Source organism: Amycolatopsis sp. SB7-3 (assembly GCF_041021335.1).
Lineage (GTDB): Bacteria > Actinomycetota > Actinomycetes > Mycobacteriales > Pseudonocardiaceae > Amycolatopsis > Amycolatopsis japonica.
The window spans coordinates 204,355-230,840 of sequence record NZ_JBFPJQ010000006.1 but is presented as its reverse complement, the minus strand read 5'-3'; the positions used below and the strand labels follow the sequence as shown (position 1 = coordinate 230,840).

General features: G+C 67.9%; 28 protein-coding genes and 1 tRNA gene. 17 read left to right on the top strand and 12 right to left on the bottom strand.

Features of this window, described 5'->3' with window-relative positions; genetic code table 11:
- The first annotated feature begins 70 nt into the window (after window positions 1-70).
- From AB8M46_RS33800 to AB8M46_RS33755, 10 genes are all read left to right on the top strand, one after another.
- Window positions 71-439, top strand: a complete 369-nt coding sequence (locus AB8M46_RS33800; RefSeq protein WP_350578525.1) for a hypothetical protein — start codon at window positions 71-73, stop codon at window positions 437-439.
- On the top strand, window positions 436-600 hold the full coding sequence (locus AB8M46_RS33795; RefSeq protein WP_162836901.1) for a hypothetical protein: 165 nt from the start codon (window positions 436-438) through the stop codon (window positions 598-600). Before AB8M46_RS33800 ends, AB8M46_RS33795 begins: the two co-directional genes overlap by 4 nt.
- Before the next feature lie 12 nt (window positions 601-612).
- Window positions 613-1,302 (top strand): response regulator, encoded by a 690-nt coding sequence (locus AB8M46_RS33790; protein ID WP_394362846.1) that lies wholly within the window; start codon window positions 613-615, stop codon window positions 1,300-1,302.
- A complete protein-coding gene (locus AB8M46_RS33785) occupies window positions 1,299-2,654 on the top strand; it encodes a histidine kinase dimerization/phospho-acceptor domain-containing protein (RefSeq protein ID WP_394362845.1) in 1,356 nt (451 codons plus the stop codon). The genes AB8M46_RS33790 and AB8M46_RS33785 overlap by 4 nt, the downstream gene beginning before the upstream one ends.
- Before the next feature lie 4 nt (window positions 2,655-2,658).
- Complete coding sequence (locus tag AB8M46_RS33780) at window positions 2,659-3,567, top strand: LysR family transcriptional regulator (protein ID WP_394362844.1); 909 nt, start codon at window positions 2,659-2,661, stop codon at window positions 3,565-3,567.
- A gap of 111 nt (window positions 3,568-3,678) precedes the next feature.
- The gene (locus AB8M46_RS33775) at window positions 3,679-4,836 is read left to right on the top strand and encodes a CaiB/BaiF CoA-transferase family protein (RefSeq protein WP_037343019.1); all 1,158 of its coding nucleotides are present in this window, start codon (window positions 3,679-3,681) and stop codon (window positions 4,834-4,836) included.
- A gap of 9 nt (window positions 4,837-4,845) precedes the next feature.
- Window positions 4,846-5,610 (top strand): crotonase/enoyl-CoA hydratase family protein, encoded by a 765-nt coding sequence (locus AB8M46_RS33770; protein ID WP_394362843.1) that lies wholly within the window; start codon window positions 4,846-4,848, stop codon window positions 5,608-5,610.
- A gap of 1 nt (window position 5,611) precedes the next feature.
- Window positions 5,612-6,358, top strand: a complete 747-nt coding sequence (locus AB8M46_RS33765; protein WP_394362842.1) for an acetoacetate decarboxylase — start codon at window positions 5,612-5,614, stop codon at window positions 6,356-6,358.
- Complete coding sequence (locus AB8M46_RS33760; protein ID WP_394362841.1) at window positions 6,355-7,284, top strand: 3-hydroxyacyl-CoA dehydrogenase NAD-binding domain-containing protein; 930 nt, start codon at window positions 6,355-6,357, stop codon at window positions 7,282-7,284. Before AB8M46_RS33765 ends, AB8M46_RS33760 begins: the two co-directional genes overlap by 4 nt.
- A 1-nt stretch (window position 7,285) precedes the next feature.
- Window positions 7,286-8,455, top strand: a complete 1,170-nt coding sequence (locus AB8M46_RS33755; RefSeq protein WP_394362840.1) for an acyl-CoA dehydrogenase family protein — start codon at window positions 7,286-7,288, stop codon at window positions 8,453-8,455.
- Between the two features lie 74 nt (window positions 8,456-8,529).
- On the opposite strand, the gene AB8M46_RS33750 is transcribed toward AB8M46_RS33755, so the two are convergent.
- The 4 genes from AB8M46_RS33750 to AB8M46_RS33735 all read right to left on the bottom strand — a co-directional run bounded on the left by AB8M46_RS33750 (window position 8,530) and on the right by AB8M46_RS33735 (window position 13,083).
- Window positions 8,530-9,915, bottom strand: coding sequence for a neutral zinc metallopeptidase (locus AB8M46_RS33750; protein ID WP_394362839.1), 1,386 nt, complete (start codon window positions 9,913-9,915; stop codon window positions 8,530-8,532).
- Between the two features lie 26 nt (window positions 9,916-9,941).
- A complete protein-coding gene (locus tag AB8M46_RS33745) occupies window positions 9,942-10,826 on the bottom strand; it encodes a hypothetical protein (protein WP_394362838.1) in 885 nt (294 codons plus the stop codon).
- 138 nt (window positions 10,827-10,964) lie between these two features.
- Window positions 10,965-12,164 (bottom strand): LCP family protein, encoded by a 1,200-nt coding sequence (locus tag AB8M46_RS33740; protein ID WP_394362949.1) that lies wholly within the window; start codon window positions 12,162-12,164, stop codon window positions 10,965-10,967.
- Between the two features lie 175 nt (window positions 12,165-12,339).
- Complete coding sequence (locus AB8M46_RS33735; protein ID WP_394362837.1) at window positions 12,340-13,083, bottom strand: SDR family NAD(P)-dependent oxidoreductase; 744 nt, start codon at window positions 13,081-13,083, stop codon at window positions 12,340-12,342.
- A gap of 100 nt (window positions 13,084-13,183) precedes the next feature.
- Here AB8M46_RS33735 and AB8M46_RS33730 point away from each other — a divergent pair, with 100 nt between their 5' ends.
- Window positions 13,184-13,810 carry a TetR/AcrR family transcriptional regulator gene (locus tag AB8M46_RS33730; protein WP_378429323.1) on the top strand — a complete coding sequence of 209 codons (627 nt, stop codon included), beginning with the start codon at window positions 13,184-13,186 and terminating at the stop codon, window positions 13,808-13,810.
- A gap of 37 nt (window positions 13,811-13,847) precedes the next feature.
- The gene (locus AB8M46_RS33725) at window positions 13,848-15,413 is read left to right on the top strand and encodes an MDR family MFS transporter (RefSeq protein ID WP_394362836.1); all 1,566 of its coding nucleotides are present in this window, start codon (window positions 13,848-13,850) and stop codon (window positions 15,411-15,413) included.
- Between the two features lie 98 nt (window positions 15,414-15,511).
- Here the strand turns inward: AB8M46_RS33725 and AB8M46_RS33720 are convergent, their stop codons facing one another.
- Window positions 15,512-15,763, bottom strand: coding sequence for a WhiB family transcriptional regulator (locus tag AB8M46_RS33720; RefSeq protein ID WP_125737219.1), 252 nt, complete (start codon window positions 15,761-15,763; stop codon window positions 15,512-15,514).
- Between the two features lie 178 nt (window positions 15,764-15,941).
- Here AB8M46_RS33720 and shbA point away from each other — a divergent pair, with 178 nt between their 5' ends.
- Window positions 15,942-17,117, top strand: coding sequence for an RNA polymerase sigma factor ShbA (shbA, locus tag AB8M46_RS33715; RefSeq protein WP_394362948.1), 1,176 nt, complete (start codon window positions 15,942-15,944; stop codon window positions 17,115-17,117).
- Window positions 17,118-17,257: 140 nt separating this feature from the next.
- Window positions 17,258-17,968: a DUF4190 domain-containing protein gene (locus tag AB8M46_RS33710; protein ID WP_394362835.1), complete on the top strand. Its 711-nt coding sequence runs from the start codon at window positions 17,258-17,260 to the stop codon at window positions 17,966-17,968.
- A 43-nt stretch (window positions 17,969-18,011) separates the two neighbouring features.
- On the opposite strand, the gene AB8M46_RS33705 is transcribed toward AB8M46_RS33710, so the two are convergent.
- Complete coding sequence (locus AB8M46_RS33705; protein WP_394362834.1) at window positions 18,012-18,584, bottom strand: hypothetical protein; 573 nt, start codon at window positions 18,582-18,584, stop codon at window positions 18,012-18,014.
- A gap of 220 nt (window positions 18,585-18,804) precedes the next feature.
- Between AB8M46_RS33705 and AB8M46_RS33700 the strand changes: the two genes are divergently transcribed.
- Window positions 18,805-19,083: a DUF3892 domain-containing protein gene (locus AB8M46_RS33700; RefSeq protein WP_037342995.1), complete on the top strand. Its 279-nt coding sequence runs from the start codon at window positions 18,805-18,807 to the stop codon at window positions 19,081-19,083.
- A 317-nt stretch (window positions 19,084-19,400) separates the two neighbouring features.
- Window positions 19,401-21,008: a TROVE domain-containing protein gene (locus AB8M46_RS33695; RefSeq protein WP_394362833.1), complete on the top strand. Its 1,608-nt coding sequence runs from the start codon at window positions 19,401-19,403 to the stop codon at window positions 21,006-21,008.
- Window positions 21,009-21,146: 138 nt separating this feature from the next.
- Here AB8M46_RS33695 and AB8M46_RS33690 read toward each other — a convergent pair whose 3' ends face one another.
- The 5 genes from AB8M46_RS33690 to AB8M46_RS33670 all read right to left on the bottom strand — a co-directional run bounded on the left by AB8M46_RS33690 (window position 21,147) and on the right by AB8M46_RS33670 (window position 25,568).
- Entirely contained in the window at window positions 21,147-21,680 is a 534-nt protein-coding gene (locus tag AB8M46_RS33690) for a hypothetical protein (RefSeq protein WP_394362832.1), read from the bottom strand.
- A gap of 164 nt (window positions 21,681-21,844) precedes the next feature.
- Window positions 21,845-22,549: a DUF3558 family protein gene (locus AB8M46_RS33685; protein WP_394362831.1), complete on the bottom strand. Its 705-nt coding sequence runs from the start codon at window positions 22,547-22,549 to the stop codon at window positions 21,845-21,847.
- Between the two features lie 1,863 nt (window positions 22,550-24,412).
- Window positions 24,413-24,847 (bottom strand): hypothetical protein, encoded by a 435-nt coding sequence (locus AB8M46_RS33680; RefSeq protein ID WP_394362830.1) that lies wholly within the window; start codon window positions 24,845-24,847, stop codon window positions 24,413-24,415.
- A 77-nt stretch (window positions 24,848-24,924) separates the two neighbouring features.
- On the bottom strand, window positions 24,925-25,197 hold the full coding sequence (locus AB8M46_RS33675; RefSeq protein WP_394362829.1) for a hypothetical protein: 273 nt from the start codon (window positions 25,195-25,197) through the stop codon (window positions 24,925-24,927).
- Between the two features lie 294 nt (window positions 25,198-25,491).
- Window positions 25,492-25,568 (bottom strand) — tRNA-Ile (locus AB8M46_RS33670).
- A 222-nt stretch (window positions 25,569-25,790) separates the two neighbouring features.
- Here AB8M46_RS33670 and AB8M46_RS33665 point away from each other — a divergent pair.
- Window positions 25,791-25,940 (top strand): hypothetical protein, encoded by a 150-nt coding sequence (locus tag AB8M46_RS33665; protein WP_162836900.1) that lies wholly within the window; start codon window positions 25,791-25,793, stop codon window positions 25,938-25,940.
- Between the two features lie 25 nt (window positions 25,941-25,965).
- Here AB8M46_RS33665 and AB8M46_RS33660 read toward each other — a convergent pair whose 3' ends face one another.
- Window positions 25,966-26,469: a hypothetical protein gene (locus AB8M46_RS33660; RefSeq protein ID WP_394362828.1), complete on the bottom strand. Its 504-nt coding sequence runs from the start codon at window positions 26,467-26,469 to the stop codon at window positions 25,966-25,968.
- Window positions 26,470-26,486 lie beyond the last annotated feature (17 nt).

The following is a 26,486-nucleotide window of genomic DNA, read 5'->3' as shown; positions in this document are numbered from 1 at the left end:
CCGAGTATCGCTTACAAAACCCGAACATTTCCCCCACATTCCTCGTATCCGGCCGCGCCACGCTCTTCGCATGCTGAAACACACCATCGCCGTCTGCCTCACCGCCGCCGGCCTCGTCGCGCTCGCCCCCGCCGCCTCGGCCCAGGCGCCGATCACCCTGAGCCCCGAAGAGTCCCAGACGCTGTGCGCCGAATGGCTGCCCAAGCTCACCCAGCGCACCACGAAGCTCACCGAACGCATCAACGGCGGCCCCGAGGTCCGCGGTTCGGTCGCGAACCTCAAGGCCAGGGCCGAGGGCCAGCGCAAGAAGGGCCACAACGACACCGCCGACAGGCTCCAGAAGCGCGCCGACAAGCGCAGCGGACGGCTTCCCGAACTCACCGCCGCCAAGCAGAAGCTCGACGCGTTCGCCGGGGCGCACTGCAAGGCGGGCAAGTGAAACGCCTCCTGGCCGCGGGTTTGACCGCGCTCGCGTTGTTCGGCACGGCCGCGTGCACAGACGACGAGCCCGCGTCGAGTCCGGCGCCGGGTGAGCTGAGCGACGTCCAGCACACCCTCGACTCGATCGAACAGGACATGGCCGGCGACCCGGCCCCGTGACAGGATCGGCCGGTGACGACACAACCGGGACGCGGGCTGGTGCTGGTCGTCGAGGACGACCCCGCGATCGCCGAACTCTCCTCGCTGTACCTGCGGCGGGACGGGTTCGGCGTGCACGTGGAGGCGGACGGCGGCGCGGCACTGGCCACGATCCGGCGGACGCGCCCGGTCGCGATCGTGCTCGACATCGGACTGTCCGGAATGGACGGTATCGAGATCTGCCGGACGCTGCGCGCGGACGGCGACTGGACGCCCGTGCTGTTCGTGACCGCACGCGACGACGAGCTGGACCGCTTGCTGGGCTTGGAGATCGGCGCGGACGACTACCTGACGAAACCGTTCAGCCCGCGTGAACTCTCGGCGCGGGTCCGGACCGTGCTGCGCCGGGCCGCCGGGGCGCCGTCGCCCACCGAGACCTACACCGCGGGCGACGTCCGGGTCGACGTCACGCAGCGTCGTGTTTGGGCGGGCGGTGCCGAGATCGCGCTGACGTCGACCGAGTTCGATCTGCTGACCCATCTGGCTCGACGGCCGGGCCAGGTGTTCAGCCGCGAGCAGCTGCTCAGTTCCGTCTGGGGGTACGCGGCGTCGGCGGGCACGCGGACCGTCGACGTCCACATCGCCCAGCTGCGCGGGAAACTGGGCGAGCACAGTCCGATCAGGACGGTCCGCGGGATCGGCTACGCGGCGGACGCCGGATGAACCGGACGTCGCTCGCGCTGCGGATCACCGTGGTCTGCCTCGCGATCGCCGCGGTCGCGGTGGTGGTCGCCGGGCTGGTCGCGGCCCGGCTCATCCGCACCACCGGCACCGACGTGCTCCGGCAGTCGCTCTCGGCACAGGCCGACGTGGTCGCGAGCCAGCTGGACGAGACCGGGATCGGCAACCGGCTCAGCGTCGGAAAGGTCGCCGAAGTCGTGCGCGGGCAAGGGATCGACGTCGTCGTCCGCCGTCCGAACGGGACACTCGGCGGCGCCGGGACGGAAGCGGCGATCGCCGCCACCAAGGCGGGCCTGACCCGCACCGGCTCGGCCACGGTGCTCGTCGAGGGACGGCAGTACCTGGTCGAAGTCCGCACCGTGGGCGCCAAGGGGGCCGCGTTCGCGCTCGTCCAGGCGACGGAGATCGGCGAGGCGCGTGGCCGGACGCTGGTGCGCAACACCGTGCTCGCGCTCGGCGCCGGGCTGGCGGTCGCCGCGATCGCCGGGCTGGTGCTGAGCCGGATGCTGTCGCGGCCGCTGCGCCGGGTCGCGTCGGTGGCGAGCGGGATGCGCGCCGGGCGTCGTGACCTGCGGGTTCCGGTGGAAGGCCCGTCCGAGGTCGCGGACGTGGCGAAAGCGGTCAACGAGCTGGCCGACGCGCTGCAGTACAGCGAGGCGCGGCAGCGCGAGTTCCTGCTTTCGGTGTCGCACGAACTGCGGACGCCGCTGACCGCCGTCACCGGATTCGCCGAGGCGATCGGTGACGGCGTGGCCGAAGGCGAGGACGCGCGCCGCGCCGGGCGGACCATCCATCGCGAGGCGGAACGCCTGGAACGACTGGTCAGCGATCTGCTGGAGCTGGCGCGGCTGGGCGCGGACGAGTTCCGCCTCGACGCGGCGCGGCTCGATCTCGCCGCGCTGGTCGACGAATGCGCGGACGTCTGGCGGCTGCGGTGCGCGCGGCAGGACGTCACGCTGGTGGTCGAGCGGCCGCCCGGCGAGGTGCCGGTGATCGCCGACCCGCGGCGGCTCCGCCAGGTCGTCGACGGACTGGCCGAGAACGCCCTGCGCGTGACCCCGGCGGGCGCGCCGATCGTGTTCTCGCTGGTCGCGGCCGGCGGTCAAGCCCGGCTGGCGGTGCGCGACGGCGGGCCGGGTCTGGCGCCGGAGGACTACCCGGTCGCGTTCGAGCGCGGGGTGCTGAACCGGCGCTACCGCGACAGCCGTCCGGTCGGTTCGGGAATCGGGCTCGCGCTGGCGCACGGCCTGGTCACCCGGATGGGCGGTACGCTGACGGCGGGCCCGGCGCCGGAAGGCGGAGCCGCGTTCACGGTGGCTCTGCGGTTAGGGTGACCGGGTGGAGATGTTGCACCTGCGGTATTTCGTGGCCGTCGCCGAGGAACTGAACTTCTCCCAGGCGGCCCGCAAACTGCATATGGCCGCCTCCCCGCTGAGCCAGCGCATCAAGGATCTCGAACACGAACTGGGCCACCGGCTGTTCGACCGCAGCACGCACCACGTCACGCTCACCGCGGCGGGTTCCGCGCTGCTGCCCATCGCGCGGGACGTCCTCGAACAGGTCAACGCGATCCCCTGGCGGCTGCAGGAAGCGGTGAAACCCCGGCGGAGCACCGTGTTCGTCGGCATCCCCGCCGGCGTGCACCCGGCTTTGCGCGAGCGGGTCAAACGGCTCGAAGAACGCTGTCACGACCGCTTCGAGCTCAAGCGCTGGCCGGGCACGACCCCCGATCTGGTCGCCGCGGTGCACGAGGGCAAGCTGGCGTTGTCGCTGGTCCGGATGCCGGTGACCGATCCCGCGCTGGAGATCATCCCGGTGCAGGTGGAGCGGCTCGGCGCGGTCGTCCCGGCCGCCCGGTTCGCCGGACGGGAAACGGTGGACCTCGCCGAATTACGTGATCTGTCCTACATCCCGTCGGCGTCGGAGAGCATTCCGGCCTATTCGGACGATATGGACCACACCCTGTCGAAAGCGGGTATCAAGAAAAGGCTCAAGGTCGGCGGAACCGAATATTCGGGCATTTCCGAATTGGTGGCGAACGGTTCTTCGTTCTCGATCACGATGCTCGATCCGGCCAGCCCGATGCATCTGTTCCTGGTCGACGGCGCGACCATCCTGCCGTTCGCCGATTTCCGCCCCCAGCTGGAGACCGCCCTGGTCTGGCGGCGCGACCGCGGCGAGGAGGGCGACCTCGCCGAACTCGTGGCCGGGGTCCGCGAGATCTTCGCCGAACCGCTTTCGACCTGAAGAATGGTATGACCACCGTGGTCATACCATTCTGCTTTTCTTGATCATTCCCTTTCCCGCAATTCGCGCCTAACTTCGGTTGTAGAGCGAACAACGGCGAAGGGAAGCACAATGACTCACACCGCCACCGGACCACTGGACGGCGTTCGCGTGATCGACCTCTCGACGGTCGTCATGGGCCCGTACGCCGCGCAGATCCTCGGCGACCTGGGCGCCGACGTGATCAAGATCGAGTCCCCCGCCGACACCGTGCGGGTGGGCAGGTTCCGGACGACGCCGGGCATGACCGCGCTCAATCTGAACGTGAACCGCAACAAGCGCAGCGTCGCCCTCAACCTCAAGGACGAAGAGGAACGCGAGCAGGCGCTCAAGCTGATCGACACCGCCGACGTGCTGATCACCAACATGCGCCCCGGCGCGCTGAGCAGGCTCGGCATGAACTACGCCGACCTCGCCGCGCGCAACCCCGGCCTGGTCTACGCCCACGCGCAAGGCTTCCGCGGCGACTCCGACCGCGCCGGTCACGCCGCCTACGACGAGACGGTGCAGGCGTCGTCCGGGCTGGTCGACGTCGCGAACCGCGCGCTGGGCAAGCCGGTCTACCTGCCGACGATCATCGGCGACAAGGTCTCCTCCCTGACCATCGCCTACACCGTGCTCGCCGCGCTGGTGCACCGCGACCGGACGGGCGAGGGCCAGCGGGTCGAGATCCCGATGACCGACACGCTGATCGCGTTCAACCTCGTCGAGCATCTCGCCGGGCACGTCTTCGAGCCCGCCGAGGGACCGACCGGTTTCGGTCCGTCGATGAACCCCGGCCACCAGGCGGTGCACACCAAGGACGGCATGGCCTGCGTGATCCCGTACAACCCACAGAACTTCCGCGACTTCTTCCACGCCGCCGGGCGGCCGGAACTGGCCGAGGACCCGCGGGTCAACGGCGACGCGATCGACGGCGCCGACCACGAGGCACTGGCCGCGATGATCGCCGAATGCGCCCCGGCGCTGACCACCGCGGAATGGACCGAGGTCTGCGCGAAGCACAGCATCCCGATGGCCCCGGTCCTCGAACTCGACCACGCGCAGGACGACGAATACGTCCGCGACGGCCACCTGCTCGACGTCGTCGAGCACCCGAGCGAGGGCTCGATCCGCACCATCGGCATCCCGGTGAAGTTCTCCGCGACCCCCGGTTCCGTCCGGCGCCTGGCTCCCCTGCCGGGTCAGGACACCGAAGACGTCCTGCGCGAACTCGCCACCACTCGCTGAGGAAGAACCATGAGCAACGAAGTACGCACGGAACGGGTCGGCGGCACACTGCTGATCACGATCGACCGGCCCCAGGCGCGCAACGCGGTGAACGCCGCCGTCGCGGCAGGCCTTGCGGAAGCACTGGACCTGCTGGAATCCGATCCCACGTTGCGGGCCGGGGTCCTGACCGGCGCGGACGGCTCGTTCAGCGCCGGCATGGATCTCAAGGCGGCGCTGAAGGGCGAATCGCCCGAGATCCCCGGCCGCGGGTTCGGCGGGCTGACCGAGGCCGAACTGTCGAAGCCCCTGATCGCGGCCGTCGAAGGCTGGGCGATGGGCGGCGGGTTCGAACTGGCGCTGGGCTGCGACCTCATCGTCGCCGCCGAGGACGCGCAGTTCGGCCTGCCGGAAGTGAAGCGCGGGTTGATCGCCGCCGGTGGCGGTGTGATCCGGCTGCCGAAGCGGATCCCGCATCACCTGGCGATGGAGTTCCTGCTCACCGGCGAACCGATCGGCGCCGAGCGCGCCGGAAGCCTGGGGCTGGTGAACCGGGTCGTGCCGAGCGGCGAGGCCGCCGCGGTCGCCCTGCAACTGGCCGAGCGGATCGCCGCCAACGCTCCCCTGGCGCTGGCACTGGTCAAGAAGATCGTCCGCGCGGCGGACGGCGTCCCCGACGCGCAAGCGTTTGCCTCCCAGCGTTCGGAGCTCCCGGCGCTGATGAAATCGGCCGACGTCCGCGAAGGCATGCAGGCCTTCGCCGAGCGCCGCGCTCCACAGTGGACTGGAGAGTGAGATGAAGCAGCAGGACGTTCTCCGGCATGTGACCACGCCGCTCACCAACCCCGCGTACGCCCCGGTGGTGCCCCGGTTCACGAACCGCGAGTACCTGAACATCGTCTACCGCACCGACGCCGACGCCCTGCGCGCCGTCGTGCCGGAGCCGCTGGAGATCGACGAGCCGCTGGTGCGGTTCGAGGTGATGAAGATGGGCGACGTCAGCGGTTACGGGCCCTACACCGAGTCCGGGCAAGCGATCCCGGTGAGCTTCGAGGGCGAACGCGGCGAGTACCTGCACGCGATGTACCTCGACAACTTCCCGGCCACCGCGTCCGGCCGCGAGATCAGCGCCTACCCGAAGACCATCGGCTCGCCGAGGCTGTTCGCCGAGAACGGCGCGCTCGTCGGGACACTGGACTACGGCAGCCAGCGCGTCGCCACCGCGACCATGGGCTACAAGCACCACCGGCTGGACGTGGCCGAGGCGGAAGCGCAGATCACCGTGCCGACGTTCATGCTCAAGACCATCCCGGACTACGACGGTTCGCCCCGCGTGTTCGAGCTGGTCCGCACCGAGATCACCGACGTCGTGGTCAAGGAGGCCTGGACCGGGCCGGCGCGGTTGCAGCTGTTCCAGCACGTGCTGGCCCCGCTCGCCGACCTCCCGGTGCGGGAGGTCGTCTCCGCGAGCCACATCCTCACCGACCTGACGCTCGCCCCGGTCAAGCCGGTCTTCGACTACTTGAAGGGAGCACGGTCATGACTTTTCGCACCGCCGCCGTGATCGGCGCGGGCACGATCGGCCTGTCGTGGACGGCATTGTTCGCCGCGCACGGCATGGAGGTCCAGGTCTCGGATCCGCGGCCCGACCTCGCCGACGCCGTCGCGGACGCACTGGAGACGTTCGCCCCGCATCTCGGCCGGTCCGTCGCGGAACTCGCCCCTCGCGTCCACCTCGCCGCCGACGTCGCGGAGGCCGTCCGGAACGCGGACGTCGTGCAGGAGAACGGACCCGAGAACGTCGAGTTCAAAAAGGACCTGTTCGCGACGCTGGTCCGCGAAGCATCGTCTCACGCGTTGTTGCTCAGCTCGTCTTCCGCGATCCCCTCGACGGCGTTCGCGGCGGAGCTGGACGACGCGTCGCGAGTCCTCATCGGACACCCGTTCAACCCGCCGCATCTGATCCCGCTGGTCGAGGTCGTACCCGGTGAGCGCACGAGTGCCGAGTCGGTCGAGCGGGCCGTGGAGTTCTACCGGTTCGTCGGCCGCACCCCGGTGGTGGAACGCAAGGAGATCCCCGGCTTCGTCGGCAACCGGCTGCAGAACGCGCTGAGCCGCGAGGCGATCTACTTGGTGGAACAGGGTGTCGTGTCACCGTCCGAACTGGACACGGTGATGACGAACTCGCTCGGCATCCGCTGGTCGACGGTCGGGCCGTTCCTCGGCTCGCATCTGGGCGGCGGCCCCGGCGGCTACCGGCACATGGCCGAGCACATCGGCAAGTCGATGAAGAAGATGTGGGCGGGCCTCGGGCAGCCCTCGCAAGACCCCGAAGAACAGGAACGGCTCATCGAAGCCGTGGAATCCGCTTACGGCTCCTCCACGTACTCGGAACTCGCCGAGACGCGCGACCGCAAGCAGCTCGCTGTGCTGTCCGCTTTGGACAGTGCCGCCAGGGAGGAGAACTGACATGACCGCCGACTTCTACGCCTACGAAGACCTGCTGCCCGAGGAGGAGCGCAAGCTGCTGCTCAAGACGCGCGACTTCATGCGCACCGAGGTCAAGCCGCTGGTGAACGAGTACTGGGCCAAGGGCGAGTTCCCGCACGAACTCGTCGGCAAGTTCCGCGAACTCGGCCTCGCCGGGCTGCCCTACGAGGGCTACGGCGAACACCTCCCGGCCACCAGCCACCTGCTCAGCGGCATGATGGCGATGGAGATGACCCGCACCGACCCGTCCGTGGCCACGTTCTTCGGTGTCCACAACGGACTCGCGATGTACAGCATCTACTCCGGCGGCAGCCAGGAACAGCGTGATCGCTGGCTCCCGTCGATGGCGGCGATGGACAAGATCGGCGCCTTCGCGATGACCGAACCGCTCGGCGGTTCCGACGTCGCGGGCGGCATGCGCACCACGGCGAGGCGCGAGGGCGACACCTGGGTCCTCAACGGCGCCAAGAAGTGGATCGGCAACGCGACCTTCGCCGACCTGGTCATCGTGTGGGCCCGCGACGAGGAAGACAACAACGTCAAGGGTTTCGTGGTCGAGAAGGACTCGCCCGGATTCGTGCCGGTCAAGATCGAGAACAAATTCGCGTTCCGGATCGTGGAGAACGCCGAGATCACGCTGACCGACGTCCGGGTGCCGGAGGCCAACCGGCTGCAGGGCATCGACTCGTTCCGCGACGTCGCCGAGATCCTGCGCGCGACCCGGGGCGGCGTGGCCTGGCAGGCGCTGGGCGTGATGATCGGCGCCTACGAACTCGCGCTGGACTACGCCAAGGAACGCGAGCAGTTCGGCCGTCCGATCGCGCGGTTCCAGCTGGTGCAGGACCTGCTGGTGAAGAGCCTCGGCAACATCACCGCGTCGTGGGGCATGCTGGTGCAGCTCGCGCGGCTGCAGGACGCCGGGATCTTCAAGGACGAGCACTCGTCGCTGGCGAAGGCGTTCGTGACCTCGCGCATGCGAGAGGTCGTCGCCTGGGACCGTGAGATCTTCGGCGGCAACGGGATCGTGCTGGACAACGACATCATGCGGTTCTTCACCGACGCCGAGGCGATCTATTCGTTCGAAGGCACGCGGGAGATGAACACGCTGATCGTCGGGAAGGCGATCACCGGCCAGAGCGCCTTCGTCTGATCTGAAGGCCAAGTCCGTGAAGGCCTCCTTCACTACCTTGAGGGTAGGGAAGGAGGCCTTCACGGACTTGGCGGCTAGCGGTACTTCGTGCCGCAGGTGTCCTGGGTGCCGGACGAGAAACCGTCGCGGAAGGCGGCGACCCTGGCGAAACCCGCCGGGAGCGTCCGGCCCCGGACGTCCGCCGCGATCAGGCTGTTCCGCGTCAGCATCTCGGCGATCGCCTCGTCGAGGTCGCCCGGCGACAACGTGAGCGCCCCGCCGTCCGTGAGGGTCGAAGCCCAGAAGCCGGTGAGACACGCGGTGCGCTGCGCGGCCACCGGACCGTCGAGCCGGAACCCGCCTTCCTGCTGGACAGCGAGCGTGTAGCGCGACGCGACCTCGGCGAACGCGGCGAAGTCCCCGATGCCTCCCTGCCGCCCCCTGCGCGGCGGGGTCCCGATGCGGACGAGACCGTCGAGGTCGAGGTTGATCTGGTTGGACTCCGAGCAGTACGACGCGAGCGCGTCCTCCGCCGTCACGCCGCAGGCCGCACCGGTGGTGAGCGTCGGCGGGGTGGCCGCGAGCCGGAAGGCCTGCCGCAGGCTGGTGGTGAGGTCGGCCAGGGCCTGCCGGTCGTCGAGGCGGACGTTCGCCGCGGCCGAACCGAATCCGCCCTGTGTGCTCCGGCCTTCGATTTCCCGCACGTCGATCTTCGCGCATCGCGCGGGTCCGTCGGTGAACCCGAACTGGAACGCGGAAACCCGGTCGAACGCGTTGCCGTGCGCCCCGTCGTCGTCGAAGGCGACCCCCGCGGAGTCCCGGATCTGGAACAGGGCGGTGAGCACCTCGTTGAGCCCGCGGCCCGTGGACACCTGGAACATGGGCGACTTGTCCTCGGCGACCCAGCGGAGGTACGCCCCGGTGTAGCAATCGGCCTGCTGTTCCTTGACGATCGACGGCGCCGCGCCCGGCAGACCGAGCCGGTACTGGACGGCGTGACCGATCTCGTGGGCGAGCACGGTCATCACCGCCGCCGGGCCGAGGGAATCGTTGAGCATCGGCAACAACTCCCCGCGATCCCACGCGACGACGTCTTCCCCCGAGCAATAGAAGGCGTTCACGAGGCCGGCGGTCGAGGTGCCGCAGATCTCGCGGTCGCGGCCGCCCGAGTCGTAGGAGACGAGCGTGGTCAGCGGCCGGAACTCGCGGTCGAAGGTCGCGGGCAGATGCTCGCGCCAATACCGCTGGACGTCGGCGACGGCGTTGGCCGCGAGCCGGTCGATCTCGCCGCCGTCACCCCCGACGACCGGGAGACCGGCGTCGAGCACGCCGGGTTTGAACCCGCTGGGGCCGTCGGTGATCTCGAGCCCCGCGACGCGGGTGGGGTCCACCGGTTGTGCCGCTCCCCCTACCGTCGCGGCACAACCGGTGAGGAACAGAGACAGGCTCGCCATGATCGCCCAGCCGGACCGACGTTTCATCACACCATTCCCGTCTCTGCTGTCCGTCAACCGAAGAAGACCGAGCTGATCGTGTCGTCGAACTTGAGCTTGGCGAGATCCTTGACGTCACCGTCGATGACGAGGGACTTGCCCTTGCAGTCCTTTTCGGACCAGAGTTTGAGCGAACCGGAGGCGGAGACCGACGACGTCACGTCCGGGCGGGCGACGTTCTGGCAGCCCTTGCCCGCGAGTCCCTGGGACGGCTCGTCGTCGCTGAAGTTCTTGCCGTCGAAGAGAACCGCGCTGGACGCGGGCTTCTGCGGCGGTGCCGTCTCCTCCGGCTGCCCGTTCTGCGCCTTCTGGCCGTCGGGCGCGAGCCCGAACCACGTTCCGCCGACACCCTGCCCGAGCGTGTCACCGGGTTTGGTGTCCTTCGCGAACCGGTAGGCGGGCCAGCCGCCGAGGGTCAGCTGAAGGGTCCCGTCGTCGCGCTTGACCGTGCCGACGGCGGATTTCCTGATCCCGGCGAGGAAAACCTTGCTGCCGGGAGTGACGAGCACCGGCGGCCAGGTCTTGGCGCATTCACCGTTGCAGGTCGACTTCGACGGCTTGGCGGTGTCCTTGTCGAAGCGGTACAATGTCAGGCCGGCGCCGTTGACGACCACCGGATCGAGGTTCCCCGCCCTGGAAGCCTTGAGCTGCACCCATTTGCGCGCGACGTTCTGGTCCGCGGTGCCGGCCGTGCCGTCGGAACCCGTTGCCCAGTCACCGGTCTTGGGCTGCGCGTTGTTGGCCTTCGCGGTCCCGGCGAGGAAGGACAACCCCTCGGAGACCTGCTCGGCCGGCGCCGGTCCCGTCGGCAGCGCGGTGTTCTGCGAACCACAGGCGGCGAGTGACAACGCCCCGGCGGTGACGAGCACGGCGATCGGCAGAACTCGATTGCGAAGCATGCTTCTTTCTCCCCTGCACCCTTGGGTTCCAGGCTCTCTGGAACTCCCCTACGCCATCGACACGGACGACGGCTCGATGCGGTTCAAAAGAATCTTGGAAGAGTTTTCCGGGCCCCTCCTCGAGGCGGCCGGGAAGGCTCAGTTCACGCAGCCGGCCATCGCGGGCGGCGTGGAAGAACCGGACGACGAAGGCGGAGCGGCGAGCGAAGAAGTGGCCGCCACCGGCTTGATCCCGATCCCGCCGGTCGAATCCCCCACCGCGGCGACACTCGTCGCGTTCAGCGCGGACTTCACGAACGCCTTCACCTCGGCCGGATCGACCTTCACCGCGTCACCATCGGACGGCGTCGGCAGCGAAAGGCTCTGTACCGGGATCGTCTGGAACTTCAGCGCCCCCGAGCTCATCCCCCGCAGCTGCTGCGCGAAGCCGAGCACGTCCCAGCCGCGGTCGAGTACGACCGAACCCTGGATCGCGCCGATCAGGGAGCTCAGCCTGGTGGGATCGGTGAAGGTCCCGGCGTCGAGGACGGTCTTGGCCATGCTCGACAGGAACGCCTGCTGCCGCGCGATGCGGTCCAGGTCGCTGGGCAGGCCGTGCCGCTGCCGCACGAAGGCCAGCGCCTGCGGGCCCGAAAGCAACTGCTTGCCCGCCGGGAACGACGCACCGGAGAACTTGTCCTGCACGGGGTTGTTGAGGCAGACCTCGACACCGCCAACGGCTTCGCTCAGCGCGGAGAACCCGGCGAGGTTGACGGCGGCGTAGTGGTTGATGGACAGGCCGGTGAACTGCTCGATCGTCTGGATCGTGAGCTTGGCGCCCGCCTCGTTGGCCTTGACCTCGAGCTGCGGACCGGACAGGCCCTGCGCACGCAGCGTGTTCATCGCGGCGTTCTTGCCGCGGCTGTACGCCGAATTGATCTTGTGCTTGCCGAACCCGCCCGCGATGTCCACATAGGAATCACGCGGGATGGAGATGGCCGTGGCGCCCGCCCCGCCCGCCGGGATGTGGACCACGATCATGGTGTCGGTGGTGTCGCCGCCGTCGTCGCCGCTCCCGGCGTGCAACGCGTCGAGGACGTTCCGCGGCAACGGGTTCCCGTTGGCGTCGGTCCGGGAGTCGATTCCGACGAGCAGGATGTTCTGTGCCACCTTCAGCGGTTCGCCCGCCGGGCCGTCGGGTACCTGCGCGGAGGGGGCGATCACGTCGGCCGTGACGATCGCTTCGTCCAAACGGCTCAGCTGGGTCCACGCGAAACCCGTGACCCCCAAGACCGCCGTCGACACCAGGCCCAGTGCGACACGGCCGCCGATCCGCCGTCCTCGCGACGTGAGCAGCACGACCTTCTCCCCGCTTCCGTGAATGATCCCCCGCATTCGAGGATCACCGCGTTAGCTGGGAATTACCTGAGAAACGTGTCATAAGCGGGTCTTAAAGCCCGTTCGGACCATTCGAAGTGATCAAGCAGACAGCCGATCGCGACACCGAGTGCCGGACCGACCGCGTAGCGCTTCCCTAGCGGGGCATGCGCCGCCAGATCGCGCGTGGCACCACGCGCATCACCGCGAACATGGGCCTCAGGAGTCCCGGCACCCACACCGTTCCCCGGCGCTTCCGGAGCGCGGCGACCGTCGCGTCGGCGACCTGATCGGGGGTGCTGGAGAACGGCGCCGGCGACATGCCCTCGGTCATCCGGCCGATCACGAAGCCGGGCCGGACGAGCAGCAGCCGTACACCGGTGCCGTGCAGGGCGTCGGCCAGCCCGCTCGCGAAACCGTCGAGGCCCGCCTTCGCCGATCCGTAGACGTAGTTCGCCCGCCGGACCCGCACCCCGGCGACCGAAGAGAAGACCACGAGGCTGCCGTTTCCTTGCTCACGAAGCACATTGGCCACATGCGTCAGCACACTCACATGAGCCACATAGTCGGTGTGCACGATCGCGACGGCGTGTCCGGCGTCCGCTTCGGCACGCGCCTGGTCGCCGAGGATCCCGAAGGCGGTGACGACGACGTCGAGCGGCCCGTGTTCCGCGACGACCTTCTGCAGGAACGGCCCGTGCGCGGCGAGGTCGTCGGCGTCGAACTCGACGGCGTCGACGGTCTCCGCGCCCGCGGCCAGCAGCCGCTCGGACTCCGCTCCGAGGTCCGTGCTCCGTCGCGCGGCCAGCACGATCCGGCGCGCCCCGCCCTTGGCGAGCCGTTCCGCGACCGCGAGGCCGATCTCGCTGCGTCCGCCCAGTACCAGCACCGTTCCGCTCACCCGCCGCAGTCTGCCAGGCGGCCCGGCGCCGGCCGGCAGTGGCACGGTTCACAAACTGCAATTTTGCAGTATCTGCATCTTTGCGCGTATCGTGGTGCCCATGCCCGAACCCGTCAAAGGTCTCCGCGAGCGCAAGCGGCTGGAAACCCACCGCGCGCTGGCGACCACCGCCGTCCGGCTCGTCGCCGAACGCGGCCTGGACCAGGTGACGGTCGAGGACATCAGCGCGGCCGCGGGGGTTTCACCGCGCACGTTCTTCAACTACTTCGCGTCCAAAGAGGACGCTGTGGTCATCGCGCACGCCGACACCGCGGAGCGGACCCGGCGCACCATCGAGAAGTTCCTTGCCACGCCGAAGGAAGTCAGCACTCCGCGCGCTTTCGTCGACGCGCTGAAGGAGGACTTCGCCCAAGTCGACGAGAACCGCGAAGAGTGGCTCGGCCGCATGAAGGCCATTCAGGAGAACGCCACCCTGCATTCGCGCGCGGTGGCGATGAACCACGACACCATCGCGCCGATGATCGAGGCGATCGCCCGCCGCACGGGCGTGGATCCGAAGGCCGATCTGTATCCGTCGCTGGTGCTGTCCACGCTCGGCGGCGCGGTCAACGCCGTGCTGATGCTCTGGTATCAGCACGACGGCCGGATGTCCGCGCTCGACCTGCTCGACGACGCCGTCGAACTGCTTCTCGCCGGGCTCCCGGAGCCCGGCGGCCGCGCGCGCTGACGCGCCCGGCACCACAGGAACACGAAGGGGGACCACCATGTCCGTATCCACGACCGAACCACGAGAACCGGAGGCCCCGGCGGGCTCGATGGGCCGCAAACAGGTCCTCGAAGCGATGTCGGGGCTGATGATGGGCATGTTCGTCGCCATCCTCGCCTCGACGGTGGTGGCGAACGCGTTGCCGCGGATCGTCTCCGAACTCGGCGGCTCGCAGGCCTCCTACACCTGGGTGGTCACCACCGAACTGCTCGCGATGACCGCGACGGTGCCGCTCTGGGGCAAGCTTTCCGATCTGTACAACAAGAAGCTGCTGATCCAGCTCTCGCTCGGGTTGTTCGTGGTCGGTTCGCTGGTCGCCGGGTTCGCCGGCAACATCGAGCTCCTGATCGGCAGCCGGGTCGCGCAGGGCATCGGCGCGGGCGGGCTCACCGCGCTCGCGCAGGTGATCATGGCGGCCATCGTCTCGCCGCGTGAACTCGGGAAGTATTCGGGGATCTTCGGCGCCGTGTTCGCCGTCGGGACCATCGCGGGCCCGCTGATCGGCGGGGTCATGGTGGACACGTCGTGGCTCGGCTGGCGCTGGTGCTTCTTCCTCGGGGTCCCGTTCGCGATCGCGGCGATCCTGCTGCTGCAGCGCACCCTGAACCTGCCGACGATCCGGCGTGACGTGAAGGTCGACTACCTCGGCGCGTTCCTGATCATGGCCGGTGTCTCGACACTGCTGGTCTGGTCCTCGCTGGCCGGGCACCAGTTCGCGTGGAGCTCGTGGTGGACGGTCGGCCTGGTGACCGCGGGCGTCGTCATCCTCGCGCTCGCCGTCTACGTCGAGTCGAAGGTGGCCGAGCCGATCCTGCCGCTGACCCTGTTCCGCAACCACACGGTCACCCTGACCACCCTCGCGAGTTTCCTCGTCGGTGTCGCGATGTTCGGCGGGACGGTGTTCCTGTCGCAGTACTTCCAGCTGTCGCTCGGCAAATCGCCGACGGTGGCCGGATTGCTGAGCCTGCCGATGATCTTCGGCATCCTCGTGTCGTCCACGGTTTCGGGTCAGCTGATCAGCCGCACCGGCAAGTGGAAGAGCCACCTGCTGCTCGGCGCGACGCTGATGACGGCAGGCCTGGCGCTGCTGGGCACGATCGACGCGAAGACGAACCTGGTCATCCTGGGCGCGTACATGGTGCTGCTGGGCGTCGGCGTCGGCATGCTGATGCAGAACCTCGTCCTGGTGTCGCAGAACGACGTCGACGCGCACGACCTCGGCACGGCGACCTCGACGCTGTCGTTCTTCCGCAGCCTCGGCGGCTCGATCGGCGTGAGCGCGCTGGGCGCGGTGCTCGCGAACCGGGTCGTCGCGCTGATGAGCGAAAAGCTCGGGCCGCTGCCCGGCGGTGGCGAGGGCGGCGCGGTGCCGAACATCGCCACGCTGCCCGAACCGGTCGCGAACGTCGTCCGCGAGGCCTACGGGGAGGCGACCAGCGAGCTGTTCCTGATCAGCGCGCCGATCGCGCTGCTGGTGATCGTCGCCGTCGCCTTCCTCAAGCACAAGCCGCTCAAGACCCAGTCGGGCAACGAGCGGCTGGCCGAGGAGACCGCCGCCGCCTGATCGCCACGACCGAGGGGCCCGGTTCGCGGAACCGGGCCCCTCTTTTCGCGCGCACGAAGAACACGGTGGAAATTCGAGGAACGCGATGTCGAGTGATTTCAGGCGGCGTTGCCGACGCGAATCAGCTGGCGTCGTTCGCCGCCGGTCAGCCCGCCGAAAACGCCGTGGGCCAATCCGTTGTCCACGGCGTAGGCCAGACAGGCCGATACGACCGGGCACCGCGCGCAGACGGCCTTCGCCCTGGCCGCCTGACGTGCGCCGGGGCCGGTTTCGGTGACCGGGAAGAACAGTTCGGGATCCTCACCGCGGCAAGCGGCCTCACTCAGGTCTCCCGCCATCCTCGTTTCCATTTTCCTATCACCTCCTTTTTTCCGATTTTCCCTTCCCCGTCAAACGACTTCCGGGTATCCGCCCTCGTACGCACCGCAAACATCACCTTGACCGAATCGTTACACTCAGCGGCCCGCTCACTGCACCTGTCCTGTGAGGGCATTCGCGTCAGGCGGCTGAGAGCGGTGAGTGCGGGTGATGGTCCACGAAGGGTTCGACGAGTTCTTCCACGCCGAATTTCCGCTGCTCACCGGCTTCCTGTGCAAGGCGGGCTTCGCGCTGGACCCGGCCCGCGACGCGGCCGCGGAGGCGCTGCTCAACGCCTACGAGGACTGGCCGGGCATCACGCAGCCGAAGGCGTGGGTCCGCCGCGTCGGGCATCGGCGGGCGAAGGAGCAGACCGCGGTCCGGGCCGATTGGGCCTCCGCCGACGCCGGCCGGGAGGACAAACTCACCGCGCTCGCCGACGAGGCGTCGGCCGTCCTGACGATGCTGGGGAGCCTGCCGAAACGCCAGCAACTCGCCATGGCCTGGACGTTGGACGGCTACTCGGAGCGGGAGATCGCCGGGGTGCTGGGGATCGCGGACGAGGCGGTCGGCGCGACACTGCGCCACGCGCGTGGCCGGCTGGCTGAGCACGATCCCGGCTTCGCCGACCGGCTGGACAGCGCCAACGGCGCCTTCCTCTACGCCTTGCGGATGGGCCTCGACGCCGAAGACACCCTCGCCCGGATCAAGAACCGCGCGATGGTCAGGGAACTCGCCCTGGTGGCGCCCGGAACCCCGGCGGACTCGGAACCCGAGCAGGTGACGCCGTCGCAGTGGTACACCCTCGACGAACCCGTCGTGGCCGCCGGGAAGGGTGACAAGCGTGCGCTGGACCAGCTGCTGACCACCGTGCGCCCGCTCGTGATCCGGTACTGCCGGTCGCGGATCGGCAGACAGGAACGGACGTACGCGTCGGCGGACGACGTCGCGCAGGAGGTCTGTGTGGCGATCCTCCGCGCGCTGCCGACCTATCGGGAACGGGGACGGCCGTTCCTCGCCTTCGTCTACGGCATCGCCCAGCACAAGGTCGCCGACGCCCGCCGGGCCGCCGCCCGCAACCGCGCCGAGCCCGTCGCCGAAGTCCCCGACGGGATCTCGGAATCCGTGGGCCCGGAACAACGGGCGCTGCACAACGAATTGAGCGACCGGATGGGCGAACTGCTGCGGATCCTGCCGGACAAGCAACGGGAGATCGTCGTGCTGCGGATCGTCGTGGGCCTGTCGGCGGAGGAGACCGCCGGTGTCGTCGGTTCGACGGCCGGTGCCGTGCGAGTGGCGCAGCACCGCGCTTTGACGCGTTTGCGGAAGATCCTCGCCGAGGAATGAACGGTCACGGATACCTGATCGTTACGCCGTTTTCGTAACGTCCGGCGGTTCCGATTCGCGCGGAAAAATCGCCGACGATGAGACGTAACATGCCAATACGTCACGCCGATCTCCACGCGAAGACATGCGAAAGGATCATCGTGACCACTCCCTCGCCGTACCCCTATCAGGCGGCACCCGTCACTACGCCTCCACGTAACGGATTGGGCACCGCGGGGTTCGTACTCGGCCTCGTCGGGCTGCTGTTCTCCCCGATCCCGTTCATCGGCGTCATCGCCTGGCCGCTCGTCATCGTCGGGCTCATCCTCGCCGGAATCGGTTTCTCCCGCGCGAAAAGCGGCGTCGCGACCAACAAAGGTCTCGCACTGACAGGCATCATCCTGTCCGCGGTCGGCCTGGTCGTCTGCATTCTGTGGACGATCGTGTTCAGCAAGGCCGTCGTCGACGCGGCGAACTCGCTTCCGACGACGCCGGCATCCGCGCCTGGGGCGCCGATCGGCGGCGACGCGGGGACGTCCGCGCCGGAACAGCCCGCCAAACAACAGGCCGCCGAGCACACCGTGGTCTACCGGGTGACCGGGACCGGCGGCGCCAAGGCGGGCAACATCACCTACACGACCGACGGAATGACCACCAGCAATCAGGAAGCCAACGTCAAGCTCCCGTGGGAGAAGACGATCAAGCTGCCGGCGGGCGAGGCTCTGCAGATGGTGAGCATCCTGGCGCAGGGCAATGGCAAGGGGGCCGTCAAGGTCACCATCGAGGTCGACGGCAAGCTCATCAAGGAAGCCAGCGCCGAGGAGTACGGCGTCGCGCACGCGAGCGAGAACATCGGCTCGCTCGGCAACTGAGCGGTTGGTGCAGGCCCTGCCCGAACGGGCCTGCACCACCGAGTCAGGGGCGGCAGCGTTCCGCGGTCGCGGCGGCCGTTTTCAGCTCCGGAGCGCCCAAGACGGCCGCGACCGGGTCGAGCGCGCCGTGCGTGTCCTTCTGGGCGGCGATGAGCCCGTCGACCGCGCGGCCCTGCGCGGCGGTGTCGTTCTTCCCCGCCGCGTCCAGACCCGCCTTCGCTTTCACGGTCTTGTCGCGCGCCGAGGTGTACTTCGCGAGGAACTCCTGCTTCGCCGCGTCTCCGGCCGGAACCGGAGCGGCGGGCAGCGCGCCGAGGCCGTCGACCGTCTTGGTCAGAATCGCCGCGTAGTGCCCGAGCTGGTCGCTCGTGCTCTTCTTGATGGCTTCCAAGGTCTCGCCACTCGCCGACGGCATCTTGTTGTTGCCGTCGATGAAGTCCTTGACCACGCCGCAGAAGCCGTTCATCCAGGCCACCGCCGCGGCCGGTTCCGCCGCCGACGGCGAAGGCGCCGCCTGCGGGGCCGCCTCCGGTGCCGGCTCCGGCGCGCAGCCGGCCAAGACCGCCACGGCCAGGGCGATTCCCGCCAGGGCCGATCTCTTGTGGGCAGCGCACATGTCCGTTTCCCCTCTCCGCCGTCCGGTGTTCCCGCCGGCGTGAGGACGGTGACATGGCGAAACGCGCGCGGTCTGCGTCATCTGACTCAGAACGACGCCCCGCGCTCGAACTCGTAACGTTCGAAGCACGGCGACCGGACGGCGTAACGGGGTGCGGGCAGGTGGCGAGTACCGCTTTACCCCTGTTCGCTCGAGGGCATCCAGCCGAAGAGGTAGCACCATGGCCATCAAGATCATCGCAGCGCGGCTCGAAGGTGGGAAGTTCCACGAAAGCATCACGAAACTGCGCTGGATCAACCCCGGCAGCGGCGAGACCGGCGAGAGTTTCGTTTCGGCGATCGTGGCGTGGCTCGAGGACGACGACGGGAAGGCCTACGTGGACGAGGGGATCCACCGGGTGGCCGTGGAGATCATCAAGCCGACCTTCGGCCCGAAATTCCTCCGCACGCGCGCGGACGGGATCTGGAAAGACAACCTGCTGGAGCTTCCCCGCTTCTGAGGCTGGCCGGTTAATTCCGGAGACGCGGGCACGAGCACTCTGTTAGCTTGAGCGAGCACTCCCGGTGCGCAGGCCACGGTTACTTCCTCTTTCACAGGCACCCGTGACCGACAATTTCTCGGGAGCCATGATTTCGGATGTGCCCGGTGCGCAGGCGACGGTTACTTCGATTACCCAAGGGTTGCGGGTTCGAGCCCCGCCCGGCAGCCATCCTGCCGGTAGCTCAATCGGTAGAGCATTGGACAGCCACCGTCACCGACTTTTTCTCGGGCCTCATCCGGAATCGCAGCTCCCCTCGAACGAAACGAGGGTCGAGGGTGTCGAAGTTCAACACCACCGGTACACGGCCGGCGACGAGCTCACCGATCGTCGGCGAGCGCAGCCCCGGCGGCGTCACCCACGAAGGTGGCGACGGCTACGCGCGGGACACCAAGTCCGAACTGTTCCTGCTCGCCGTCACCAACATGGTCGGCGAGAACACCTTCTACGAGACCGGCGACAAGCGCGACACGCGATTCGCCGACCTCGTCCGGGAGACGGCGCTCGCCGACCCGGAGTGGACCGCGCGGTTCCTGCGCTGGCTCCGCACGGAGGCGAACATGCGGACCGCCGCGATCGTCGGCGCCGCCGAATACGTCCGCGCCCGGCTCGGCGGTGACCCGTCGCCTGACGCCTCCATCGCGAACCGTGCCGTCGTCGGCTCGGTACTCCAGCGCGCCGACGAGCCCGGCGAACTGCTCGCGTACTGGACCTCCCTGTACGGCAAGAAGATCCCGAAGCCGGTCAAGCGTGGCGTCGCCGACGCGGCCGTCCGGCTCTTCGACGAGAAGTCGTTCCTCAAGTGGGACTCCGCCGCGCGCGCTTTCCGGTTCGCGGACGTCCTCGGCCTGGCCCACCCGGACCCGAAGGATCCGGTGCAGGACGCCCTGTTCAAGCACATCGTCGACGTCCGGTTCAACCCCGGCCGCGAGATCCCCGCCGAACTGGAAGTCCTCGGCGCCCGCGCGGAGCTCATGGCGTGGGACAAGGAGAAGCGGCGCGAGCTCTTCAGCCGGCCCGACACCGCACGGTCCGCCCTCCGGCGGGCGGGCATGACGTGGGAGTCCCTGGCGGGCTGGCTCCAGGGCCCGATGGACGCGCGCGCTTGGGAAGCCATGATCCCTTCCATGGGCTACATGGCGCTGCTGCGGAACCTCCGGAACTTCGACGAGGCAGGCGTGTCCGACGAGGTGGCCGAGGGCGTCGCGGCGCGGCTGGCCGATCCGGAGCAGATCGCGAAGTCGCGGCAGTTCCCGATGAGGTTCCTCTCCGCGTATCGGGCGGCGCCGTCGCTTCGCTGGTCGTACCCGCTGGAAAAGGCGATCGCCCAGTCGCTGGCGAACGTGCCACGGCTCACCGGGAGGACACTGATCCTCGTCGACACCTCGGGTTCGATGAACGCGGGTTTCAGCAAGGACGGCACGCTGATGCGGTGGGACGCGGCCGCGATCTTCGGGATCGCGCTCGGCGCCCGCTGCGAGACGGCGGACGTCGTGTCGTTCTCGAACGCCTACTACGGCGGCACCGGTTCCAAGGCCTTCGACGTGCCCCGAGGTGAGTCACTGCTGCGCGGGCTCGACCGGTGGAAGAACGACGGCTACTTCATCGGCGCGGGCACCGACACCGTCGGCGCGATCCAGCGCCACCTGCGTCCGGACTACCACGACCGGGTGGTGATCCTGACCGACGAGCAGCACTCGTCCGGCAACGTCGGCCAGGCCGTGCCGAAGGACACGGCGTTGTACACGTGGAACCTCGCGGGCTACGAGCGCGGCCACTCGACGTCCGGACGGGGTAACCGGCACACCTTCGGCGGCCTCACGGACGCCGCTTTCACGATGATCCCGTTCCTCGAAGCGGGACGGAACGCGGACTGGCCGTTCTGACGAGGTCGGGGCGCGCGGCCATGTCGCGAAAGCCACTTTCGGGACATCAGACGTCGCGAAAGTGGCTTTCGCGTCCCATCCCGCCGTTCCAGCCAGCCACTTCTGTCCTTATTGGACATTACGTGTGCGTCGGTCAGTTCAGCGACTGTGGTGGATCTCGCAGTCGGGGTTCGGGCAGTCGGCAGCGTTCCGCGCGTTCCAGGCTGCGCGCATCGAGTCATACCGCCGGGTGAACTGGGCATCCCGTCGCACGCTCCACACCGACGGGGCCACTCTGCGGGTGACCAGGAGTTCATGAGGCGAGTAGTCGTTGTCAGTGCGGGATACCTCAAGCCCGGCAGCAGTGAGGATCTTCCGGATCGCCTCGGCCATCGCCTCGCCGATCGCGGACATCAACTGCGAGAACGCGGCGCATTCGTCGCCTTCCCGATGTGGGTCGTCGGCCCAGGCCTCCTGCCCCGCGTCAAGAAGGAGCGCGTGCTCCTGCCAGTCGACGAGCACTCCGCGCAGATCGGGCAAGTCGACCGACACGACCGCACCGGCGACGCCGGTCGGACGGCCGCCGGGGACCACCGGCAACCCGGCGGCCGCCAGCTCAGCCTGGACGACATCGCACAGCGTCTCCAGCCGGAACCGCCGATCCGAATCGACCTCAAGGGGTTCTTCCGTCATGCCGCCATCTTCGCAGGCGCCCCCGACAAGTCCGGTGACGGCGAAGTCAGCACAAATGACCCGAAACCTCGTCCAGTTGATCCGGAACGCCCTTCCGGCTCGCTTCCCGCCGGTATTGGGATACGGCGAAACGACAAGGCAGAAGAGCGCCGACTGAATGATGCTTAGCCGCGATTGCGTTCGTGTGCCTTGGTCAGCACGCTCGACATTTTCGAGGCCTCGTCGTCGGAGCCGCTCAGGTTCGGCGCGACGAGCTGGACGGACGTAAATCTCCCGCCACTGCAGGTTTGTCCGTTGATGGCCTTGGGGTTCTCCCGGGTGGGAATCAGATTCACGGTGCGGGAGCTGCCGGCCGGTAGTCCTTGAACCTCCAGCAGCGTGGAGAACAGCTCACAGGCACGATCCGGCGCGATCTCCTTGCCTGAGGCGATCAGGTCGCGAGCCGCTTCCAGTTTGCGAGCCGTCTCCGGATCGTCGAGCAGTCCCGACTTCTTCACCTGCTCTATTGCCGCGGGCAATTGCGTTGCCCACTTTTCCGCTGACGTACCGATCACCTGGACGCGACCTCCGGCAGGCGTCTCCCAGTGACACGCGGGCAATCCGCCGACTGCCCGCGCCTTCGGCTCGGACGCCTCTCCGGCAATCATCGACAGGTCAGCCGGTGTGAGAAGTTCACACAAAGCGTCCGGGGCGGCCGTCTCGGCAGCCGGGTCGGCGGACGACGGGGCCGCACTCTCGGCGACCTTGCCCTGCGGCGCCGAACCAGACTTGGCCGACGAACACCCGGCTAGCAATAGCATTGCCGACGCGGCGACAACCACTGCGATTCGACCGGCTCTCAGCGAGCCGAGGCACTCCACGTTCGACATCTTGCGCTCATCTCCCCCATCGAAAGTGAACAGAGGCTACCAGGAACGCAGTTGCGAGCGCGGGCAAGATACCGCCGACAGCCGGAAAAGCCGTTCTTCAGCAACGGAAACCGTCGCCGGCGAGGTCGATGAGATGCTCGATGCCCTCGGCGCCTTCGCGACCCTCTCCGACCCCACCATCAAAACCCCACCGCCCAAGCGGCTTGACCGCCACCGCACCACAAGCCCGCGCGTGCCACAATCAACGCCATGTCGACCATCCGAAAGGGCAATGCCGCGTAGATCACCAGCCCGTGTCCGGGCCGATACTCATCGCCGCTGCCGCACTGACGAGCGGATTCTCCCGCTTCGGGGCCTCTCACCCCGAGGACGAGCCGGCATCGCCCGCCTCGAACGCACCCGGCTTTGGCCCGGGGCCTCCGCCGAAGCACTTCAAGCTTGGAAGCTGTTCGTCCATGAACCCATGTGTCGACTCTGGGACCCTCACTGCGGCTGCGGCGTGCCGCAATGCTGCCCCGACCCAGCCGAATTGCGACGAACCCTCATCCTTGTCGCACACGCCCTTCCGCCCAAGGACGCCAGAATCTTCCGGAAACAACTCGCAATACTCGACGAACTATGGTGACCGGAAACCCATTCCCCGTTGACAACCACCATAGGGACACTGCCCGAATCCTGGCGATCAACACCTCACACGAACCCCCGCGCAAGGCCAGCGCCACAGCAGTCGGACTTGTGCTCTTCCCGCCACAGCGAGCTGTGACGAGAAAGGCTGCTACGAAGCGCTTCTCCAGCTACCGGCACGCCGGAGCGAACAGAGACCAATCGCGCTTGACCCAAGGCAAAATTGCCACCGAAGGGCCAACGTCCCCACAGGCCGGGCAACGATATCGATATGGTGGGCCGGGTCGGGGAGGCAACGGAGCCCAATCGGAGACGACGTGCCCTCCATTCGGCAGCACATTTGCCGCCAGCAGGATCACCATGCCCTTCCCGCTCACCCGGGGCGACATCCCGTCCCGCACCGCTGGAATCGCCAGCCGCCTCCAAATTATCAAGGCACTCCAGTCATCGTGCCGCGACATTCACCGCCCAGCTGAAAGAGGACTTCATGGGTGGCGACGCCTGCACCGCTTCGCGCCGTCATGGCCTTCGCCACCATTGACACCGCCGATCACCTCGGCGTCAACCAAGCGCATAGATCGATACTCGGGGCCAGATGTCGCCAATTGTCGACGCCCCCGCCGACCCGGTTAACACCGACGTCGCCCGGTCAGGGTTGTCGCCACTGCGCGGCTACGGAAGGCAGAATCGCTGATACTCAGCACGCAAGGCTGCCGGTCAGGTCCCGCGCGATCTTCCCCATGAAGGGGCGTCTGTTAGGGGACCGGACGCTTGACTATTCGATGTAATTCCCGGACCGTGCCGTCGCCGGGAGACACCCGTAGCGTCGCCGTCCACGACCTCAGACGCGTTCCCGTGCTACCTCAGATGTCTGGCCGCCTATCGGGGACCATCCGACTTACATCGACGAAGAGGCACTCATCGCCTTCCTGCACTCCGCTTGGCGCTGGAGCAGAATCTCCGAGCAGCCCGACGCCGCCGGAGGACCGTGCGGCTCATGACCGGACTTGCTACGCCGAGGCACCCTCGTCTAACGGCTGCGGATCCTGAGTCTCCCGCAATCCCAGCACTTCCCTCCGACCCCGATCGACGCGCTCTACGACGCCTGAGCGGCACCGCTGACTGCCGAACGCCAGGGCGATGTGTTTTAAGGGCTTCATGTGGCGGATAGCGAGCCGGGCTAACGCGACAGGGTGAGGACTGGTTTCTCCCTGTCCTCACCCTGTCTACAGTTTCGATTTAGGCGTATCCCCGCACTTTCTCCCTGCGTGGCCGGGAGAACAAACCCACGATGCCCGGGTTCCCTGGAAGTGACCATTGGCCGCCGGGCCATTCGACTGCCGCTGGACGCCAGCCGAGCAAGGTCTTCCTGGAGACCAGCTCAAGCTGCCCATCGACCAGGGCTCGTGTGAACGACGCGAACTCCTCGACGTCCTCCGGCAAAGTCTCGTCCACTTCGAACGGATCCAGATCGTCGAGGAACAGTTCCCCGACGCTTCCAGTCATGCGTAGCTCCAGGCGCGGCACACCCGAGACGGCCGGCTCAATGCGGACTGTTTTCTCCGCATCATTATGGTCGACGATGAGGGAGACCTTCCCGCTTTCGATCAGCTCCCCGTAAGCAGTTCTGAGCGCACCCACGAACTGGTCGGCTGATGGCTGCGAGTAGCTCATCGTCCTCCCTTGACCATGTGATAGTGGAAGTGGACGTTGATTCGTTTTCCACGCCATCGCACATAGCGCCCGCGGAATCAAAGGTACGAACGCTTCGACCCCACGCGCAGCGCGAGGCTGTGGTTACCCTTCTTCGCGCTACCTTTCCATGTCCAACCGAGTCTGAGCTTGTCGTTGCGGTTAAAGATACCGATCTTGTGCCTGCCGAACAATTTGCTGGGCGCGCCGAAGATCCTAGACTTCTGCACGATCTTACCAACGGCGGCTACGTAGCGAGCCCCACGGAAGGTGACCGCGCCTGCCGCATACATCGCCGCCTTACCCCAGTTGCCCCGGACCGCGTTGCCCACTGCGGCTATACCGCCGGCGACCATCCCGATTCGAGAACACGGATCACACTCAGCCGACTGTGACCACACCCAGCTTGCCCAGCTGTGGAAGCAAAGAACTCCGGACCTGCTGAAGGCCCCATCGCAGCGGCTGTGGCGAGGAGGTAGAAAGACTGCTACGCCACGAACCGGCTCTGCGGAGCACTTCGCCTGCTACCGGCACGCCGGAGCAAACAGAGACCAATCGCGCTTGACACCAAGGTGAATTTGCCGCCGAAGGGCCAATATCCCCACAGATCGGCAACGATATCGATATGGTGGGCCGGGTCGGGCTCGAACCGACGGCCAAGGGATTATGAGTCCCCTGCTCTAACCAACTGAGCTACCGGCCCCAACGGTGCCCTGACACCTCCGCGGGAGCCGTCCCCGCCCGAACAGCGGGTTTGCGAACGCACAGAAGTCCCAGTTCGCTCCAAGCTATCACAGCGTTCACCTGCCCCGATCGCCTAGGCCGATCAGCTGGTTTCCGGCGCCGGGCAAAGCCGGCTCGTCTAGGTTTCAGGGACCAGCGCCGGGCGGCTCGCCGTCCGGGCCCGTCGGGCAGGGAGGCGCTCGTGGCGAATCCGGTCGCCATCGGGCTCGGTGTCGTGGTCGTCATCGGCATCGTGTTGTCACTGAGGGCGAGCATCCGGGTACTGCGGCGAGCCGGTCTCCGGATCGACGCGATCCTGGCCGACGAGCTGGACGACCGGCCGCCGCGGTAGTCGATTACCGGTCCAATTTGGACGGTCAGCCACCCAAGCCCGAACCGCCTCCCGGAGGTGTAGTGCCAGGTGTGGGCGTCTCACTTGTCGGAGGCGTCGTAGTCGGCGTCGGCTTCGGCGTTGTCGACGACGGAAGCTTCGTCGGAGTCGGGCTGGTCGTCACCGGCGCCCCGCCATAGGCCGCATAGCTGAACCAGATCGCCCCGCCCACCTTCGGCGTGGTCTGGTCGAACATCGCCCGCACCTTGAACGTGGTCGCCGTGTACGAACCCTGCACCGTGTTCAGCATGTACGCGTTGAACTGTCCCGGCGTGTTCGCCGAGACGACCACCACCGCCGGGACCGCGCCCAGCGTGTGCTGCACGGTGCACATCCCGGCGCCGTCGGTCACGCACGACGTCTCCGCGGCCTGCACGCTCGGCGCCGGCGACGGGCCGACGGCGCCGGACGTCCCGGCGAACACCGTGCCCCCGGCCGCGGCGACGGCCAGCCCCGCCACGGCGAGCGCGGCCTTCTCCCTGGTCCTCATGTTCGTCCTCCCTCGCT